The organism is Mediterraneibacter massiliensis (assembly GCF_001487105.1).
GTDB lineage: Bacteria > Bacillota > Clostridia > Lachnospirales > Lachnospiraceae > Mediterraneibacter > Mediterraneibacter massiliensis.
This window is the reverse complement of sequence record NZ_LN913000.1, coordinates 344,879-364,001: the sequence shown is the minus strand read 5'-3', so window position 1 is coordinate 364,001 and position 19,123 is coordinate 344,879. Positions and strand designations below refer to the sequence as shown.

The following is a 19,123-nucleotide window of genomic DNA, read 5'->3' as shown; positions in this document are numbered from 1 at the left end:
GTTTTTATCTTGACGTATGTTTTAAAATGGTGTAGCTTAAATGTAAGCACTTACATTATGCAGCTATAAATAATACGAAAGGAAGCCGTTATGAAAACATATTTACAAATCAATCTCAAGGATAATGTTGCAGTTGCGCTCACTCCTTTGTCAGCTGGAACCCCTATAAACTTTGATTCGTTCTCTTTTAACTTAAAAGAAGACATCCCGCAAGGTCACAAATTTGCTCTCACCAACATCAAAAAAGATGAGCAGATCATCAAATATGGATACCCGATCGGTTTTGCCAAAGAAGACATCGCTGTGGGCAGTTGGATCCATATCCAGAATATCCGCACCGGACTGGGAGATTTATTGACGTATACTTATAACAAACAGGATACAGACATTCGTCCTACCGAAGAACGTTTCTTCCAGGGTTTTCGCCGCGCTGATGGAAAAGTCGGGGTTCGCAACGAACTTTGGATCATCCCTACTGTAGGATGTGTAAATAATGTTGCCACCTCTATAGAACACAAAGCACAGGATCTTATCCAGGGTTCTGTTGAAGCAGTTGCCGCTTTTCCACATCCGTATGGATGCTCCCAGATGGGGGATGACCAGGAACACACCCGGCAGATTCTTGCCAATCTGATCAATCATCCTAATGCAGGCGGAGTACTTGTCCTTGGTCTTGGCTGTGAAAACAGTAATATTGACATATTAAAAGAATATATTGGGGAATATGATCCAAATCGTGTAAAATTTCTCGTCTGTCAAGAGTCCGATAATGAGATCGAGGATGCCTTAAAACTTTTATCCGAGCTTGCAGAATACGCAGGCAGCTTTCACCGCGAACCGATCAGCTGCAGCGAGTTGATCATCGGCATGAAATGCGGCGGCTCTGATGGTCTGTCCGGTATTACAGCCAATCCGACAGTCGGTGCCTTTTCCGACCTGTTGATTTCTAAAGGAGGGACTACTATTCTGACCGAGGTTCCGGAGATGTTTGGCGCCGAGACCCAGTTGATGAATCGTTGTGCAGATGAACAGTTGTTTGAACAAACCGTGGATCTGATCAACGACTTCAAAGAATATTTCAAGCGGCATAACCAGACAATTTACGAAAATCCCTCTCCCGGTAATAAAAAGGGTGGGATTTCTACATTGGAAGACAAGTCTATGGGCTGCACGCAAAAATCAGGTACCGCTGCCGTAACAGGCGTTCTTTCTTATGGCGAGCCTGTTAAAGTCAAGGGCTTGAATCTGTTAAGTGCTCCAGGAAACGATCTGGTCGCAGCCACCGCGCTGGCAGCCTCAGGCGCACATATTGTCCTGTTCACAACTGGAAGAGGAACTCCTTTTGCTTCTCCTGTACCGACAATAAAGATTTCTACAAACAATACACTTTTCGAAAAAAAGAACAACTGGATTGATTTTAACTGTGGAACTCTTGTTGAGGGAGATACACTTCCTGAACTACGAGATAAATTTTTTGATTATGTAGTTTCTGTCGCTTCCGGTGAACAAGTAAAATCAGAGAAAGCCGGTTTCCATGATATGGCGATCTTCAAACAAGGAGTCACCTTATAAAAATCTGTCTTTACTTTATTGTAATACCGCAACTTTTACAATATCTCCCGCAATCTCATCAATTTGATTTTTCTGCAAATGGGATATAATAAAGACATAGAAATAAATGAACCCCAATTTTATTGAGATTGGCTAAGGAAGGATGGTATTTTACTATGGAAATGACATTGAGATGGTATGGAAGCAAATTTGATACTGTAACCTTGCAGCAGATCCGCCAGATCCCTGGAGTGACTGGAGTCATCACAACTCTATATGATACAGCGCCAGGAGAAGTATGGAGCCGTGAGCGCATCCATGAACTGAAAGCAGAAGTAGAAGCTTCCGGCCTTCACATTTCAGGTATCGAGAGTGTAAATATACACGATGCGATCAAAGTGGGCTCTGCTGACAGAGACAAATACATTGATAATTATATCCAGACATTAGAAAATCTGGCACAAGAGGATATCCATCTAGTATGTTATAACTTTATGCCTGTATTTGACTGGACACGTACTGAACTTGCCCGCGTAAGACCGGATGGTTCTACTGTACTTGCCTATACACAGGAAGCAGTAGATGCGATCGATCCAGAAGATATGTTCCATTCCATAGCGGCTGACACCAACGGAACAGTCATGCCTGGATGGGAGCCGGAACGTATGGCGCATATCAAAGAATTATTCGAAATGTATAAAGATATTGATGATGAAAAGCTGTTTGAAAATCTGAAATACTTCCTGGAACGTATTATGCCGACTTGTGACAAATACAATATCAACATGGCGATCCATCCCGACGATCCGGCATGGAGCGTATTCGGACTCCCACGTATCATCATCAACAAAGCAAATATCCTGCGCATGATGAAGATGGTAGACAACCCACACAACGGTGTAACCTTCTGTTCCGGTTCTTACGGCACAAATCTGGAAAACGATCTGCCGGATATGATCCGTTCCTTAAAAGGAAGAATCCACTTTGCACACGTAAGAAACTTAAAGTTCAACTCTCCGACCGACTTTGAAGAAGCCGCACATCTCTCTACAGATGGGACCTTTGATATGTACGAGATCATGAAAGCGCTTTATGAAATCGGCTTTGACGGTCCAGTTCGTCCGGATCACGGCCGTATGATCTGGGGAGAAGTTGCAATGCCAGGTTATGGTCTCTATGACAGAGCACTTGGGGCTACGTATTTAAACGGACTCTGGGAAGCAATCCAGAAAGGAGCAAGATAATCATGAAATTAAATGAAGCAGGTCTTGCAAACCGCAAAGAATGGGAAGAAAAAGGCTATGCTCTTCCCAAATTTGACAGAACAGCCGTCACAGAAAACACAAAGAAAAACCCTCGCTGGATCCACTTCGGCGCCGGCAATATCTTCCGTGCCTTCCAGGCAAATGTAGTACAGAATCTCTTAAATGAAGGTATTCTCGATACCGGTCTGATCGTAGCAGAAGGATACGATTATGAGATCATCGAAAAGATGAATCTTCCACACGACAGCTACAGTATCCTCGTCACATTAAAAGCAGATGGAAATGTAGAAAAAACCGTTGTCGGAAGCGTTGTAGAATCCCTGGCTCTTGACTCTGACAACACCGTTTCATTTGCGCGTCTCAAGGAAATTTTTGAGACCGATTCTCTTCAGATGGCAAGCTTTACCATCACAGAAAAAGGATACAGCCTCGTAAACGGCAAGGGCGTTATTTTGCCAGATGTAAAAGCGGACATGGAAAATGGTCCTGAAAAACCGGCAAGTTATATCGGAAAAGTAACTTCTCTCCTTTATGCTCGTTTTCTGGCAGGGCAGAAACCTATTGCTATGGTAAGCATGGATAACTGCTCCCATAATGGTACAAAATTATATGACGCAGTAAGCACATTTGCAGACAAATGGGTAGAAAACAAGCTTGTTGACGCTACTTTTGCAGAGTATATCAAAAATCCACAGAAAGTATCCTTCCCTTGGTCTATGATCGACAAGATCACACCACGCCCGGATCCTTCTGTAGAAGCCATTCTCCAAAAGGACGGAGTGGAAGAATTAGACCCTGTTATCACCGGAAAAAATACGTACATTGCTCCTTTTGTCAATGCGGAAGAATGTGAATATCTCGTCATTGAAGATGCTTTCCCAAATGGCAGACCTGCGCTGGAAAAAGGCGGGCTTATGTTCACTGCACGTGAAACAGTAGACAAGGTGGAAAAGATGAAAGTCTGCACCTGCTTAAATCCGCTTCATACCGCACTCGCCGTATTTGGATGTCTGCTGGGATATGACTTGATCTCTAAAGAAATGAAAGACGAAACTTTAAAGAAATTGGTAGAAGGAATCGGCTATAAAGAGGGACTGCCTGTTGTTGTAAACCCTGGCATTCTGGATCCAAGAGACTTCATTGATACCGTACTCAATGTCCGTATTCCCAATCCATTCATGCCGGATACTCCACAGCGTATCGCTACAGATACCTCACAAAAACTTGCGATTCGTTTCGGCGAGACGATCAAAGCATACGCTGCATCACCCGAACTTGATACCGCAGATCTGAAATTGATCCCGCTCGTATTTGCCGGATGGCTGCGCTATCTCATGGCAGTAAACGACAGCGGAGAAGCTTTCGATCTGAGTCCGGATCCACTTCTAGATACTGTCTGCCCATATGTTGCAGACATCAAATTGGGAAGTGATTTTGACGCAGAAACAGTGTTGAAGCCTGTATTAGAAAACGCAAAAATCTTCGGTGTCGATCTGTATGCTGTCGATATGGCAGAACTGGTCTGCAAATATTTTAAAGAAATGACACGCTCAACAGGCGCTGTACGTCAGACATTGGAAAAATATACCGCATAAATTTCCAGACATATATCATAATGGGAAGGACTTTCGACAAACGAAAGCCTTCCCATTTTAATTTGTATCTTTGCCTGTTCTTCGATATAATAAAATAAACGTATACTCACCTGGCTCCCACAGCACATATCTTGCAGGCGGATGCGCCTCCATAAGTGCCACATGAGTATATAAAGGAGGTACCTATGCGCTATAAAAATATCATCTTTGATTTTGGAAATGTGATCGGAACTTTTCAGACTGCTTCTATCCTGAAACCATTCTGCAGATCTGCAGAAGATTTCGATCTGCTCTCTTGTGTTATTTTCAAAAATTGGGGTGCTCTGGATGCAGGAATGATAGACTATGAAGAAAATGCCCGCTCTTGTATAGAGCTTCTTCCGGACAGACTCAAAGAAACCGGGCGCGCTTTTTTTGCAGACTGGGTGCAATATGTCCGCCCGATCCCTGCCACATGGGATTTTATCAGGGAACTCAAGAGCAAAAATGTAGGTATCTATCTTCTTTCCAATGCTCCCACTAAGTTTGCCCAAGAAGCGCCGGATACCTTTGAGATCTTACAGCTGTTCGATGGAATCGTATTTTCCGGGCCTCTTAAAATGGCAAAGCCTGCTCCTTCTATCTACCGCTATCTCTTTCAGGCTTTTCATCTAAAACCGGCAGACTGCTTCTTTATCGACGATACCGCGATCAATATCCAGACCGGCAGAGAACTTGGTATGGACGGGTTTGTATTTACCGGCGACATAGATGCCATAAAAATAGAACTGGCAAAAGGCTGCTGACCGCCTCTTGCCTGTCCAGACAAGGCAGCAGCCCTTTTGCCTCAAAAGCTACTGCCTGACAACCCCTTCTTAAATTCTCTCTGTGCTTCTCTTCTCTGGTCTTTTTTCGCAATATCTTCTCTTTTGTCATAGAGTTTTTTCCCCTTTGCAAGACCGATCTCCACCTTGACCAGACTATCAGAGAAGTACACTCTAAGGGGAACGACCGTAATCCCCTTTTCTCTCATTTTCCCATAGATTTTGTCGATTTCTTTTCTGTGCAGCAGAAGTTTTCTGATACGCAGCGGATCTTTATTAAAGATATTTCCTTTCTCATAAGGACTGATGTGCATACCATAGATATACATTTCGCCTTCTTCGATCCGGATAAATGCCTCCTTGATGCTGCACTTTCCCATGCGCAGAGATTTTACCTCTGTCCCATGCAGGACGATCCCCGCCTCATATTTCTCTAAAATAAAATACTCATGATATGCTTTTTTATTGTTGTCGATCAATCTGCCTTCTGTCTTTGCCATTACTCCTCCTCATTTCCGTCATCGTATTTCTGTTCTTCGCCGACAAATACAAAGTCCACGGTCCGCTGTAGTTTATCAGCGCCAATAACCCGTACCCGTACCGTCTGCCCTAATTTGTACACATGCCGCGTGTGTGTTCCGATCAGATCGTACTGTTCTTCTCTGTATTCATAGTGATCGTCCTGCATATTCACCACGTGCACAAGTCCTTCCACTGTATTCGAAAGTTCTACATAAGCGCCCCATTTTGTAATGCCGGAGATCACCCCTTCATATTCTTCGCCGATATGCCGTTTCATATATTCCACTTTTTTCAGCTTCACTGTCTCCCGTTCTGCTTCTTCGGCACGCCTCTCCCGTTCGCTTGCCTGCATGGATACCTGCGGCAGGAGCTTCTCATAGTGTTCCATTCTTTCCGGTGTCATCCTGCCCCGGATATTTTCCTTTATGATCCGGTGTATCTGCAGATCCGGATACCTGCGGATAGGGGAGGTAAAATGTGTATAATACTTGGCCGCCAACCCAAAATGTCCCGTATTTTCCGGCGTATATTTCGCCCGTTTCATAGAACGCAGCGCAAGCCTGCTAATGAGCGCCTCCTCCGGTGTTCCTTCGATCTTTCCGAGAAGCTTTTGTATTTCTTTTGCATGCACTTCATTGCCCATATGGATATGATAGCCAAAATTATTGATAAAAGTGCTTAACCTTTTTATCTTCTCTTCATCCGGCGCTTCGTGAGTCCGGTAAAGGAATGGCTGTTCTCTCCAGAAATATTCCTCCGCCACCGTCTCATTGGCAAGGAGCATAAAATCTTCGATGATCTTTGTCGCCACATTACGTTCATATGGCTGGATATCCTGTGGAACTCCGTTTTGATCCAGGACGATTTTTGTCTCTGGAAAATCAAAATCAATGGAACCTCTCTTATGACGTCGTTTTCTCAAAATCGCCGAGAGCTGCGCCATCCGCTGAAATAAAGGAACCAAGTCAGCATATCTTTCCGTATACTGCATTTTTTCTGATATATCCGCCTTATCATCCAGTATCGCTGCCACCGCCGTATAAGTCATCCTCTCATCCACACGGATGACCGTTTCCGCAATCTGATGGTCCACCACTTCTCCTTTTTGATCGATCGTCATAAGACAGGACAAAGCAAGACGATCTTCCCCTGCATTTAGGGAGCAGATACCATTGGAGAGCTTATGTGGCAGCATGGGGATCACCCTATCTGCCAGATATACGCTCGTCCCCCGTTTTAAAGCCTCTCTGTCCAGAGCGCTTTTCTCTTGAACATAATTCGAGACATCTGCTATATGGACTCCCAGATGGTAGTATTCGCCTTCGCATGTCAAAGATACCGCGTCATCTAAATCCTTTGCGTCCTCTCCGTCGATCGTCACCATCTGCCAGCTGCGCAGATCCAGCCTTCCCTCTCTGTCTGCCTCACTTACCTCCTTGCCGACCCGCACCGCCTGATTTAAAACTTTCTCAGGAAATTCCACAGGAAGGTCATACCCCTTTACAATAGACATAATATCCGTCCCCGGATCATTGACGTGCCCGAGGATCTCCACGATCTTTCCTTCCGGCTTCAGATTCTCTCCGCCATAGGAAATCATTTCCACAACGACCTTATGCCCCGTCATGGCGCCCATCTCTTTCCCCGCCGGAATATAAATATCTGTCATGACACGTTGATCGTCCGGGCGCACAAAACCAAAATTTTTGTTCTTCTCATATAATCCTACGATCTTCACCGTTCCATGAGAAAGTATCTTTACGATCTTCCCTTCTTTGCGGCGTCCTTCCGGAGATTTCAAAATGATACACTCCACCTCGTCTCCCTGGAAAGCCCCTCCTGTATTTTCTTCGGAAATAAAAATATCTTCTGTATCATTCTCCTGTATCACAAAGCCAAACCCTCTGGCATTTGCCTGAAATATACCGGTCAGACGCTTTGCCCCTCCCTTTGTATATTTCCCTTTTTTAGAGACAGAGATCTTCCCTTCCTCCACCAAGGCGTCCAGCACCTCTTTTAATTCCTGCCGCTGTTCTTTCGGAACCTGCAGGATAACAGCCATCTCTTTTATCTTCATAGGCACATAAAGATCGTCACAGATAAAACTGTAGATCACCTTCTTGCGCTTTTCAAATGTCTGCTCCATATATCCACCTTTCCGTAATACATATAGAAAAAACACCCTATAGCATCCGTATAGAGTGTTTTGTCATTTCATCTTCTTAGTTAAATACTCCCAGGTTCAAAACCAAAGCCAGCACCAAAAACAACACCGCAAGAAACTTCGTAGACTTTACAAGCGCACCTTCCATAGAGCGTCCTTTATTCTGCCCCCAATATGAATCTGCAGCTCCGCTGATCGTTCCCAAACCAGCTGATTTCCCTTCCTGCAAAAGAATAATTGCTGATAATGCAATACAATCTATAACAAATATTATCGTCAAAATAATTTTTAATATATCCATCCTTACACCTCCTGTGGATAAACCAAAATTAGTTTATCACAGTTATCCATAATTTGCAACCACCTTTTCAGTAGAGTGTGCAGCTGCCTATGCCTTTTTTCTATTTCGCACATACAGACCATATACAACAGCCGCCGCCCCTGCAGATATAAACATCCATATAAGACCAGACGTATCATCGCCTGTTTTTACAGCCCTATCTGCACGGTCTGCCTTTTCCCCGTTTTCTCCATATACAGGCGCCTTTTCCCCATTTCCTTCCTGCGCAGGTGGTTCTTCCCCACCTGGAATATGCTCTGCCGCTTTCACAAAGATCGTAAGTTTTTCCTCGTGATCTGCCATATTTTTGTCATCATGAAATTTTACTGTCAGCTGATTGGCACCTGCTTTAAGCGCGCCTTTTTTCGTATCATACGTCAGCGTATATACACCATTTTCATCTGTATTTACCGCCTCGTTCAGCTTTTGACCGCCTGCGAAAAATGTTACTTGTCCATTGGTCGGTTTTACCGAAACACTCGGCGGCTCTGATGAATCCGGTGCGTTTCCCGTCGCTCTTGGAGATACCTTTATCGTGATCGTATCTCCATACTGTACATCCGTTGTTTCTTTCGTACCGAGATAGGCCTTCACCCCTCCCTCAAATACAGTTCCTGACTGTGTAATCACAAAAGATACCCCGGCGTCTTCAGCCGGCAGACTGTATTTACCGGCATCATTTCCACTTAACATCGCACTGGCGGAATATGTCCCCACTTCTACGCCTTCTCCCTTTACCGAAAGCCATGCATCATCTCCGTCAGCAATATTTCCTGCAGTAAGCGTCGGTATCTGAGGACTGCCATTATACACAAACTGCGTATCTCCCCATACAAGTTCAAGTTCTGTCGGAGTTAACACCTTCTCCCAATACCTGGTTCCTGTCGAAAGAGTTGTAAGACAGGTGATCGGACTTCCGCCCCCGTCATCCGACATATCGGTTGTGACATATGCCTGTCCCTTCTTATTCACCACACGGTATCGATGCATGCCATATTCATCCATATCGTCTGAGTCTGAAAAATATACGCCGCTGAGATTGCCGGCAGAATCATATTCCGCGCCCCATACTGTAACAACATGAGCGCTTTCCCATAATTTATATGTCAGGGTAACGATCTGTCCCTGCTCAAAAAACTGCTTCATGTCTGCAGAGATACTTTGATAATTCCCTGTAAAATCGTAGAAACGGCGCTGTGTCAAAATATCAGGTCCGAATACAGGATAGAAAAATCCGCCCCGCTTGTCCGGCCCTGTTTCCATAAGTTTTTTCCCGTCATACTCTGGATCATTTGTACCGCCGTTTTCCTTCGGCGGGTATCCGTTGATAAACTGATCCTGCAGGATATCCGGCCAGTTTCCTGTCGTCCTGTTTGCAAACTGTTCTACAAACCGCGCATATATCTTACTGTCATGCTGTCCCGGAGTCTGCCCCTTCAGTTCCCGTATTTCCTCTGCCTTCGGCGCTTCCGGATATGCTGCCAGATACCGGTCTATATATGTCGTATTCTGATCCAGCCACCAGTGAAGTGTATTAGCAGCAGCGGCAGAAAAACACAGATTGGCATCCTGGGTCTGATCCGGCGTCTTATTTACATCATACCACCCATTTCCGGCCGTATAGGGAGCTATATATTCTACATATCTAGTACCGCCCTGCTCATATTCATGTTTTTGAAATTCACTGTCGCCGCCTCCCATCTTCGGGGGCGTAATATGATCTGCCCAGTAAATAGTTCGTTTCTCTCCGCCTTCATCTATATATTCTGTCACCTGTCCCACTCTGTCTGTCCCCGCGGCATCCATTGCATAGCTGCCAAGAGAACCGCAAAAAAAGGAGAACACACTGACCATACAAGTAATCATACACACTTTTTGTATATTCTTCACATTCATACCTTCCCAATGATATAATTTTTTTAAGCTGCTTTATTCTAACATATATATAACTCTAAATAAATAAAAATCTGCTTTTTTTCTTTGTCGCTTCAATTTTTTAGCATCCGCTTCCTTATCTGCTCTGTGTGCTCCGAACGAAAATAGGGCAGTGTTTGTGAAGATTCGGCCGCAGATGCAAGCAGTTTCAGCTCACCTTTTTCGATCCTGCACATTTTTGCCAGGAAATTCTGCGACGTCTCCAGGTACTGGATCCTGTTATACCGCAGCAAGACATAATGTCGTCCTGCGTATCCTCCGCATATTTTCAGAAACATACTGTCCATTCCTATTCCGGCAGTTCTATACTTTAAAAACATGCAGAGTACTGCTGTGACAAGGATTCCTGCCTCCGCTCCTAAAAGCCAGAGAGCATATGCAGGCCGGTACGCTATACACGTCATACACACTGCGGCTGTACATACGATAAAAATACTGAAAGGAAACAGCCATGCCGCCCAGACTGTCCCCGGCTGTCTTTTGATTTCCAGATCCACCGCATCCCTAAACTCTGGAAGAAGGCAATGTATTTTGTCTTTCAGCTGTTCTTTTGTGCTGTACAGGACAAGAAAAGCTTTCTGTCCCGCCTCGTCATTCATCCCTACATTGACGACTTCCACCATGTATCGCCCTGCTATTCTTGCCAGCATTGTCTGGTGTATCTTGAGCGCCTGGATCTTATCGACCGGGATCGTATAGCTTACTTTTTTTAAAAGACCATAGCAAAGATAGATCTTATCATTTTGCCTCTTTGCCCGGAAATCATAATACTGTATAAAACCCTTTATCGTATCCCAAAAAGCAGAAAAAAATACAGACGCGGCGATCAGTATACTTGCGAACGCTCCCAGGATCGTCTGCACGCCACTCGGCTCCCTGATGATCCCGATAAGTACTGCCACTGCGCCTACTGCGCCAGCTATTGTAAGAAAGAGCGACAAAATACTGATGGAAAACAGTCCATGCACACACAGGCCGGCAAGATCTGTCGTAATATCATACAAAATCTCTTCTTTTTTCCCTTGTTCTTGTACCGTCGCTTCTTCCATGTCCGGATTCTGATATTGCAGGAGCATTTGTGTGATCTGCTCACAAAATCGAAGTGCGTCTTTCTTTTTCAGCACGATCTTCACATCCGTTTTATCTGCTGTCGACAAACTGTTCGTATCCAATTTTACTTTATATGTCCCGATCAGCATTTCAAACAAGTTCTGTTCTGTATTGATGTTAGATATATTTTTGATCCCGATCGTATGCTTTCTTTTATTGAGTGTGTTACATTCAATAACAATCGCCTGATCCTGAACGGATATGTATGTTTTTGCCCACACAAACAGATTTCTTCCTATGAGTAAGAATATAACAAACAGGCAGACAAGCGCCCCTATAAACGCTCTGTCTGTAAACAAAAATTGAAAATCTTCGCTTTTGAGCCGTTCCAGGTTCTGCGCAAGGCCACTGACCACCATAATCAAAACAATATAAAAAAAGCTGCCAAACTGCTCCAGAACGATCGATATGTGATTTCTAAACCTCTCCTTCTCTTCCTTCATCACTTCTGTCCTTCTCCTTTTGTTCTGCCGCAATCTCATTGATACGCCTGCGCAGAGATTCTGCGATCTGTTCCGCCCGTTTTTCTTCCAGGAAAGAAATCGTAACATCACCTCCACCTGTAGTAACGACCACCTTTTCCACTTTAAAAAGCTGATCGATCGGTCCTTTTACTGTTTTCAGCTTATGTAAACGCTCGATCGGAACAATATTTCTTTTTATGAACAAGTAGCCTTCCCGTATATCAATACACTCTTCATTGATACTGTAGCGGTATCTATGATAACGAAAATACGGACTGATAAGCGTATCCAGCAGCAGCAATACTATAAGGAGCACGGATATAGCCTTTCCAATTCTGATGTTTTCCGGAAATATCCAGAAATAATTTACTGCGCCTATGACTACAAGCGAAACCGCACATACGAGTATCCCCGCCACATACATACAGTAAAGCGCTCTTATGGATAACTTTTCATATTTCATTTCTTCTCTCCCACCCTTTTTCTTTATCCTGTACACAAATCGGCATACAGCAAGAATCTGTCTCTTTGTATGCCGATATTCTCCTGTCCGCACGACAGCCGCCTTTTCCTAGACAGTCCGCTCACGCTTAAACAGCAGGCAGCACTGACTGCACGAAAATACGTATACACCTGTAAACAGAGCGTAACATACCCCAGCAGGTCTGTCAAACGTTTAAAATCCCATATCTTCTTCTATTCTAAGAAGCTGGTTATATTGTGCTGTCCGCTCTGTTCCCCAAGGTGCTCCTACTTTGATATAATCTGTCCGAAATGCCACGGCAGCGTCTGCAAGCATTGTATCCTCTGTCCCTCCGCAGCGACAGGAAAGTATGGTCTGCTTCCCTGCCTTTCTTGCACTCTCCGATACGTCCAACGCTTCGCTGAGTGTCCCCATCTGCGCAAGGTTCAGCACAACTGTATCGACTGTTTTTACTTGCCCTTCCTTAGCAGAGTTCTGTATATCCTCTGTGCACGGAACATCTGCTGCCAGCTGTACTTTTCCGCCCAGACGTTCTTCTATCTTCTCCCATCCTTCCCTGTCATTGTTCCCCAATGGTTCTTCTATCAGATCTATCGGAAAACGTTCTGCCAATTCTTCATAATAAGAAATCCATTCTTCTGTACTCCTTAGGATCTTCTGCCCCTTTCTCTTACTCTCTCCCGGAAAATCGTATACTTTTCTGTCTGCATTATACAGCCTGGAAGCCGCTGTATGAAGAACAATGGAAATATCCTGTTTCATCTGGCAGCCCGCTCTTTTTACTGCTTCTTCTGTTAATTCCAGCGCTTCCTTCACATCTGTCAGATCCGGAGCAAATCCTCCCGCAACACCTGTACGCACGATATCTGTTTTTTCTTTCAAAAGTTCTTTTAGACTCTGATAAACTTTTGTACAGATACAAAAACCTTCTCTGTAATTCTTTGTTTTTCCAGGTATGAGCAGAACTTCTTGTATATCGAATGTATTCTCTGCATATATGCCGCCGTCTAAAATGCTGAACATAGGGATTGGCATTCTCTTTGTCCTCATTCCTCCCAGATACCTGTAAAGCGGAAGTTTAAGCGCTGTCGCCGCCGTACGTGCCGCTGCCATCGAGATTCCTAAGATCGTATTCACTCTCAGATTTCTTTTGTCAAAGTTACATGCTGACTTTGACAACACTTTGTCCAGTTCCGCCTGGTCAAATACATTCAGCCCCAGTATAGCCTGCGCTAACTCAGCATTGACATATTCTACCGCCTGTTCCATGGTTCTTTCCATATTTCCGTTTTTCCAGTCTCTTGATCTTGCGGCTTCATAGCCTTCTGCAAGAATTCCTGCCGACACAGATGCCCTGCCTACAATATCCTCTCCTGCCAGAACTTCTGCCTCAAAAGCAGGGTTACCTCTGGAATCTGTGATTTCTCTCGCGTAAATATCTCGAATCGGTAAATAGCGATACATAGATTTCGTCCTCCTTACGGAAAAATAGTATTTCCCGATAACCGACTCTTAATGCGTTGACTTTTCATATTCGACACGTTACAATCCCGTCTTTGACAGTTAGAAGAGAAAAAAACGGCTACAAACCCAGTAAATATGGGAGGTGTAGCCGTTTCTTGTCTTGCATCGATATGTGCTATATTTCAGGTCTTTTTAAAATTTTTGTATTTTTAATGATTGTTCGCATAGAGGCTTTCGTAATGATCTCGTAATCCGTACGGAATCCAAAACTCTGATGCAGAGCATCTGTAAGTTCCGTGCGAGTATACGAAGGAATATAACTACTGGCAGCACTTAAAAAGGTCATATTCATGGCCCGCAGAGTTTGGATGATCTGGTCACAAGTGAATCTGTTCCCAATCTTTTTCTCTAAGAGCCGATAAATAATCAGGCTGATATAGCAAGTCATGAAATGGGCTTTGATCCGATCTTCTCGGCGGACAAATGCGGGACGGGAGCCGAGTTCATCTTTCATGATCCGGAAGTTTTCCTCTATTTCCCAACGCTGCTGATTAATCCGGATGATATCACCCACGTCTCCTTCCAGATTCGTCACTACTGCGTAGAACCCATCATACATTGCTTCTTTTTCTATCTGTTCCTGATCAAGTCCATACACTGTTTTTTCAGCAATCTCTCCATCTTTGGTAACAGTCGTACGTTTTACAAACCGCATAGGGTCATTTTGGTTTGTTCCTTTTCTCTTTTTTCCTGGTGAATCCAAGATCTTTTGTGCCCGTTCAATCTGACATTCCCGGAGCTTTCTCTGGTAAGCAGCATATTTCGGAGAATAGGTAACAATCAGTGTCTCATCCATATCTCCTGTTATAAGGGGATATTCCTTATAGTAAACGGAGTTATAGATTTCTTCATCTGTTTCATCCAGTGTACGAAGGTCGATGAACTTCTGTGCTCCTATCTTGCGGAACTGTGTGGGATTCATCGCTTCTTTTCGCTCTTCCGCCTTCATTTTTTTCAGGGAATGTGTGATTACATAAGCCCTGTGGTTGAAACTGTTGAAGCGGCGGTTGTTGTGAGAACCCAATCCACTGTCTGAACAGAAAATAAATTCGCTGCAGTTGAAATCCCGGATGATCTTTTGCTCTAACGGTTTTAAAGTGGTCTGCTCATTCTGGTTTCCGGGAAAAATATCGAAAGACAGAGGAATTCCATCCGCATCCATAAATAATCCCATGGTGACAATCGGATTTGGTCGGTGTTCTTTGCTTTTGCCGTATTTGCGTAGTTCATCTTCCTGCTCGATCTCGAAATAGAAGTTTGTGCAGTCATAGTACAGGATTTTTTTGTTCCGGGGATGGACAAAGTTGGAATTCCGGTATAACTCACTTTGTATAAAATCGGATTCTTCTGCAATAACAGAAAGGGCGCGGTAAACATCCTGCAAATGATACTTTGGTGGTTCCAGCAGAGTTTTGCAGTACTCATAGCTTTCACGTTTACTGGAAGGATGGAGAATGCGTGCATAGATCAGATCCGTAAAAACAGCGAGCAGGTCATACTGATACTTGTGACGACTTTTGATCGACCGACAGATCTTATCCAGCCGGAGCTCTGTAACCAGAGACTGGAGAAAGAGATATCCGGTATTAAAAAGGCGCTGTTCATTTTTTAGGATGCGAGCTCCTTGTGAAAAGTCCACTGATACTTTTCCATTTTTCAGATTATAAAGTTCGGTTTCTTTCTTTGCCTCGTTTCTGGCCCACGCCATCATCTTATCCTTATCATTGTCGAATTGTGCGAGGAGATCGTTCATCTTTCCCAATTTTTTATAGATATGGGAGGAAGTTTTTCCATTCTCTTTGCGGAAGGACTGATAAATATATACATCTTTGTTGTTTGCACTACCTGTGATATTTACGTACATAAAAAACCTCTTTTCTTTTTATTATATCACAACTAGCACAAACAAGCACTAATAAATTTAAAAAATTTGACAAAAAAAGTGCCTTTTTATAGGCATTGTAAGGTTTTTTTCTTTATTCAACTGTCAAACCCCCGAATATCCTCTCCTGCCAGAACTTCTGCCTCAAAAGCAGGGTTACCTCTGGAATCTGTGATTTCTCTCGCGTAAATATCTCGAATCGGTAAATAGCGATACATAGATTTCGTCCTCCTTACGGAAAAATAGTATTTCCCGATAACCGACTCTTAATGCGTTGACTTTTCATATTCGACACGTTACAATTCGTTTAGAAAGTCGATTATCGCGAATGAGGAGGCTCTGCAGATGAAAGAAAAAGTCCGCCATTTTCTGCTGCTCACAGCAAGTACGCTGATCATGGCTGTAGGAACCTATTTTTTCAAATTTACAAACAATTTTACTTTTGGAGGGATCACCGGACTGGCTGTTTTAGTTGCCCATACCGGCATTATGTCCGCCAGTGATTTTACCTTTGTCATGAATATGATTTTACTTATCATAGGGTTCCTGATTCTCGGGAAAAAATTTGCTGCAAAAACCGCTTACTGCAGTATTCTTCTATCCTTTTCGCTCTCCGTTCTGGAACGTATCTGTCCTATGAGCGGTCCGCTTACCGATCAGCCCATGCTGGAACTGTGCTTTGCTATTGCCCTTCCGGCACTTGGTTCAGCTATTCTTTTTAATATTGGATCCTCCAGCGGCGGCACCGATATTATCGCCATGATCCTTAAGAAATATTCCAGTTTTGATATTGGGAAAGCTTTACTTGTCACGGACATACTCATTACCGTAGCCGGCTGTTTTATGTTTGATATTGAAACAGGACTTTATTCCTTCCTTGGACTTGCTATCCGCTCCTTTATGATCGATACTTTTATTGAGAGTTTTAACTTGTCCAAATACTGCAATGTCATATGTGACCATCCACAGTCTGTCTGCAAATTCATCGTCCAGACTTTACATAGGAGTGCGACGATATGTCATGCGCAGGGCGCCTTCTCCGGAAAAGACAAATACATTGTCCTTACGGCATTAAACCGCCCCCAGGCCGTCCGCCTGCGTAATTATATCAAAGAGACACAGCCGGAAGCTTTTATTCTAATCTCTAATACAAGTGAGATCATAGGCAAAGGCTTCCATAGTGTTTAAAACTTTGTCAACAAAAGGAGTCCTTATCATGAAACAACTGGTCATTGCTGAAAAACCATCTGTGGCACGGGATATTGCCCGTGTCCTTAACTGTAAAAAGAAAACCGATACCTTTCTGGAGGGAGAAAAATATATCGTCACCTGGTCGCTCGGACATCTCGTCACTTTGGCAGATCCGGAAGAATATGGCACGCAATATAAAACATGGGATATAGATACTTTACCTATACTGCCAAAAGACTGGAAACTGACCGTCATAAAACAGACATCCCGGCAATATCGTGCTGTAAAAGAACAGTTGTATCGAAAAGACGTAAACAGTATCATCATTGCCACAGATGCCGGCCGTGAAGGGGAACTGGTCGCCCGCTGGATCTTGGAAAAAGCCGGCAGCAAAAAGCCAGTACAGCGGCTCTGGATTTCTTCTGTCACTGATAAAGCGATCCGGGATGGATTTGCACACTTAAAACCGGGAAAAGTTTACGAACCGCTTTATAAAGCTGCCGTGGCAAGAGCACAGTCCGACTGGGTCGTAGGCATCAATGCGACTCGAGCCCTGACCTGTAAATATAACGCGCAGCTTTCCTGCGGACGTGTACAGACACCAACGCTTGCCATGATCGCTGCACGTGAAGAGGAGATTAAAAACTTCACTCCCCAGCCATACTATGGCATGAAGGCTATAGCAAACGGCATTACCTTTACTTGGATAAACAGCCATACAAACACGAACCGTACGCCCAATAAGGAGCATATACAAAAGCTTTGTCAGCATGCGGCAGATAGATTGACTGTCACAGATGTTCATAAAAAGGCAAAAAAGTCTTTTTCCCCCGCACTTTATGACCTAACCGCACTACAACGGGAAGCAAATGCCAAATTTGGTTTTTCTGCAAAGGAAACGCTCAATATCATGCAGAGACTTTATGAAAATCACAAGGTATTGACGTATCCAAGGACAGATTCCCGTTATCTGACAAGCGACATGACAGATACGCTGAAAGAACGTCTTCAGGCATGTGCCGTAGGACCTTATAGACGACTGGCGGGCAAGCTTTCCTTTCAAAAGATAAAACCAAATAAATCTTTTGTAGACAACAGCAAAGTCTCCGACCACCATGCGATCATTCCAACTGAACAGTTTGTACAGTTAGAACATATGACAAATGAAGAAAGAAAAATCTACGATTTAGTCGTACGGCGTTTTCTCGCTGTTTTATCTCCTGCCTGTGAGTATGAAGAAACTTCTCTCCAAGGCTGTGTCTCCATACAAGGATCTAAGGATCCAGCTGTCTTTACCGCCAAGGGACAGCGACTCCTGACTGCCGGCTGGCGGGAAGCATACGATGCAGACATACCGGGAATAGAAGAGGACAGTGAAGACGCTCTTTCTTCTATCCAGACATTTCCTGCCGTCCAGAAGGGAGAATCGATTCTCATTTCTTCTCTTGCCATAACGGAGGGGAAAACAAAACCGCCCGCCTATTTCACAGAGGGCACTCTCATCTCCGCTATGGAAAATCCAACCAAATACATGGCACGCAAGGATAAAACACTTGTACGCACACTTGGAGAAACAGGAGGCCTCGGAACCGTGGCTACACGGGCAGATATCATTGAGAAATTATTGAGCAGCTTTCTTATGGAAAAGAAGGGACATGAACTGCATATCACCTCCAAAGGAAAACAATTGCTTGCCCTTGTGCCGGAAGATCTAAAAAGCCCGGAACTTACCGCTCAATGGGAACTGCGTCTGCAGTCCATCGCAAAAGGCAAAGAATCGGACCGACATTTCATGCACGAGATCGAGGGATATACGCAGACTCTCATACAGGATATCCGGACAGCTTCCGGTACCTTCAGGCATGACAACCTGACACGGACCAAGTGTCCAAAATGTGGGAAATATATGCTGCTGGTCAATGGAAAACATGGACGCATGCTCGTCTGCCAGGACAGAACATGCGGACACCGCGAGACAATCTCCCGACTGACCAACGCCCGCTGCCCCATGTGTCACAAAAAAATGGAGCTGGTCGGCAAAGCGGATGGACAGCGTTTTGTTTGCTCCTGTGGATATAAAGAAAAACTAAGTTCCTTCCAGGACCGGAAGAAAAAGGAAGGAAAAAGCGCTACAAAAAAAGATGTAAACGCCTATTTAAAAAAACAAAAAAAAGAGGCTGAAGCCCCTATCAACAACGCCTTTGCAGATGCGCTTTCCAAACTGAAATTATAAACTTAACTGACGAACTGCCTTTTAGAGAAAGAGTGAAATCTATTATAGAAGATACGCAAA

The 19,123-nt window shown here is 44.0% G+C and carries 14 protein-coding genes; 6 read left to right on the top strand and 8 right to left on the bottom strand.

Features of this window, described 5'->3' with window-relative positions; translation table 11 throughout:
- Nucleotides 1-90: 90 nt before the first annotated feature.
- The 4 genes from BN3282_RS02455 (at nucleotide 91) to BN3282_RS02440 (ending at nucleotide 5,196) form a co-directional block, all read left to right on the top strand.
- The gene (locus BN3282_RS02455; RefSeq protein WP_059066544.1) at nucleotides 91-1,572 is read left to right on the top strand and encodes a UxaA family hydrolase; all 1,482 of its coding nucleotides are present in this window, start codon (nucleotides 91-93) and stop codon (nucleotides 1,570-1,572) included.
- A gap of 155 nt (nucleotides 1,573-1,727) precedes the next feature.
- On the top strand, nucleotides 1,728-2,795 hold the full coding sequence (gene uxuA / locus BN3282_RS02450; protein WP_059066543.1) for a mannonate dehydratase: 1,068 nt from the start codon (nucleotides 1,728-1,730) through the stop codon (nucleotides 2,793-2,795).
- Nucleotides 2,796-2,797: 2 nt separating this feature from the next.
- The gene (locus BN3282_RS02445; protein WP_059066542.1) at nucleotides 2,798-4,411 is read left to right on the top strand and encodes a mannitol dehydrogenase family protein; all 1,614 of its coding nucleotides are present in this window, start codon (nucleotides 2,798-2,800) and stop codon (nucleotides 4,409-4,411) included.
- Nucleotides 4,412-4,596: 185 nt separating this feature from the next.
- Nucleotides 4,597-5,196 carry an HAD family hydrolase gene (locus BN3282_RS02440; RefSeq protein ID WP_059066541.1) on the top strand — a complete coding sequence of 200 codons (600 nt, stop codon included), beginning with the start codon at nucleotides 4,597-4,599 and terminating at the stop codon, nucleotides 5,194-5,196.
- A gap of 41 nt (nucleotides 5,197-5,237) precedes the next feature.
- Here BN3282_RS02440 and smpB read toward each other — a convergent pair whose 3' ends face one another.
- The 8 genes from smpB to BN3282_RS02400 all read right to left on the bottom strand — a co-directional run bounded on the left by smpB (nucleotide 5,238) and on the right by BN3282_RS02400 (nucleotide 15,621).
- Complete coding sequence (smpB, locus tag BN3282_RS02435) at nucleotides 5,238-5,714, bottom strand: SsrA-binding protein SmpB (protein ID WP_059066540.1); 477 nt, start codon at nucleotides 5,712-5,714, stop codon at nucleotides 5,238-5,240.
- Entirely contained in the window at nucleotides 5,714-7,882 is a 2,169-nt protein-coding gene (gene rnr, locus BN3282_RS02430; protein WP_059066539.1) for a ribonuclease R, read from the bottom strand. The genes smpB and rnr overlap by 1 nt, the downstream gene beginning before the upstream one ends.
- Nucleotides 7,883-7,958: 76 nt before the next feature.
- The gene (gene secG, locus BN3282_RS02425) at nucleotides 7,959-8,201 is read right to left on the bottom strand and encodes a preprotein translocase subunit SecG (protein ID WP_059066538.1); all 243 of its coding nucleotides are present in this window, start codon (nucleotides 8,199-8,201) and stop codon (nucleotides 7,959-7,961) included.
- A gap of 87 nt (nucleotides 8,202-8,288) precedes the next feature.
- Nucleotides 8,289-10,130, bottom strand: coding sequence for an IdeS/Mac family cysteine endopeptidase (locus BN3282_RS02420; protein ID WP_162858205.1), 1,842 nt, complete (start codon nucleotides 10,128-10,130; stop codon nucleotides 8,289-8,291).
- Nucleotides 10,131-10,228: 98 nt separating this feature from the next.
- Nucleotides 10,229-11,728 (bottom strand): PH domain-containing protein, encoded by a 1,500-nt coding sequence (locus BN3282_RS02415; RefSeq protein ID WP_059066536.1) that lies wholly within the window; start codon nucleotides 11,726-11,728, stop codon nucleotides 10,229-10,231.
- The gene (locus tag BN3282_RS02410) at nucleotides 11,703-12,212 is read right to left on the bottom strand and encodes a PH domain-containing protein (protein ID WP_059066867.1); all 510 of its coding nucleotides are present in this window, start codon (nucleotides 12,210-12,212) and stop codon (nucleotides 11,703-11,705) included. The genes BN3282_RS02415 and BN3282_RS02410 overlap by 26 nt, the downstream gene beginning before the upstream one ends.
- Before the next feature lie 213 nt (nucleotides 12,213-12,425).
- The gene (eno, locus tag BN3282_RS02405) at nucleotides 12,426-13,697 is read right to left on the bottom strand and encodes a phosphopyruvate hydratase (protein ID WP_059066535.1); all 1,272 of its coding nucleotides are present in this window, start codon (nucleotides 13,695-13,697) and stop codon (nucleotides 12,426-12,428) included.
- A 175-nt stretch (nucleotides 13,698-13,872) separates the two neighbouring features.
- A complete protein-coding gene (locus BN3282_RS02400; protein WP_059066375.1) occupies nucleotides 13,873-15,621 on the bottom strand; it encodes an IS1634 family transposase in 1,749 nt (582 codons plus the stop codon).
- A 363-nt stretch (nucleotides 15,622-15,984) separates the two neighbouring features.
- On the opposite strand from BN3282_RS02400, the gene BN3282_RS02395 reads away from it, so the two are divergent.
- Nucleotides 15,985-16,827, top strand: coding sequence for a YitT family protein (locus BN3282_RS02395; protein WP_059066534.1), 843 nt, complete (start codon nucleotides 15,985-15,987; stop codon nucleotides 16,825-16,827).
- A 28-nt stretch (nucleotides 16,828-16,855) separates the two neighbouring features.
- Nucleotides 16,856-19,063 carry a DNA topoisomerase III gene (locus BN3282_RS02390; RefSeq protein ID WP_059066533.1) on the top strand — a complete coding sequence of 736 codons (2,208 nt, stop codon included), beginning with the start codon at nucleotides 16,856-16,858 and terminating at the stop codon, nucleotides 19,061-19,063.
- Nucleotides 19,064-19,123 lie beyond the last annotated feature (60 nt).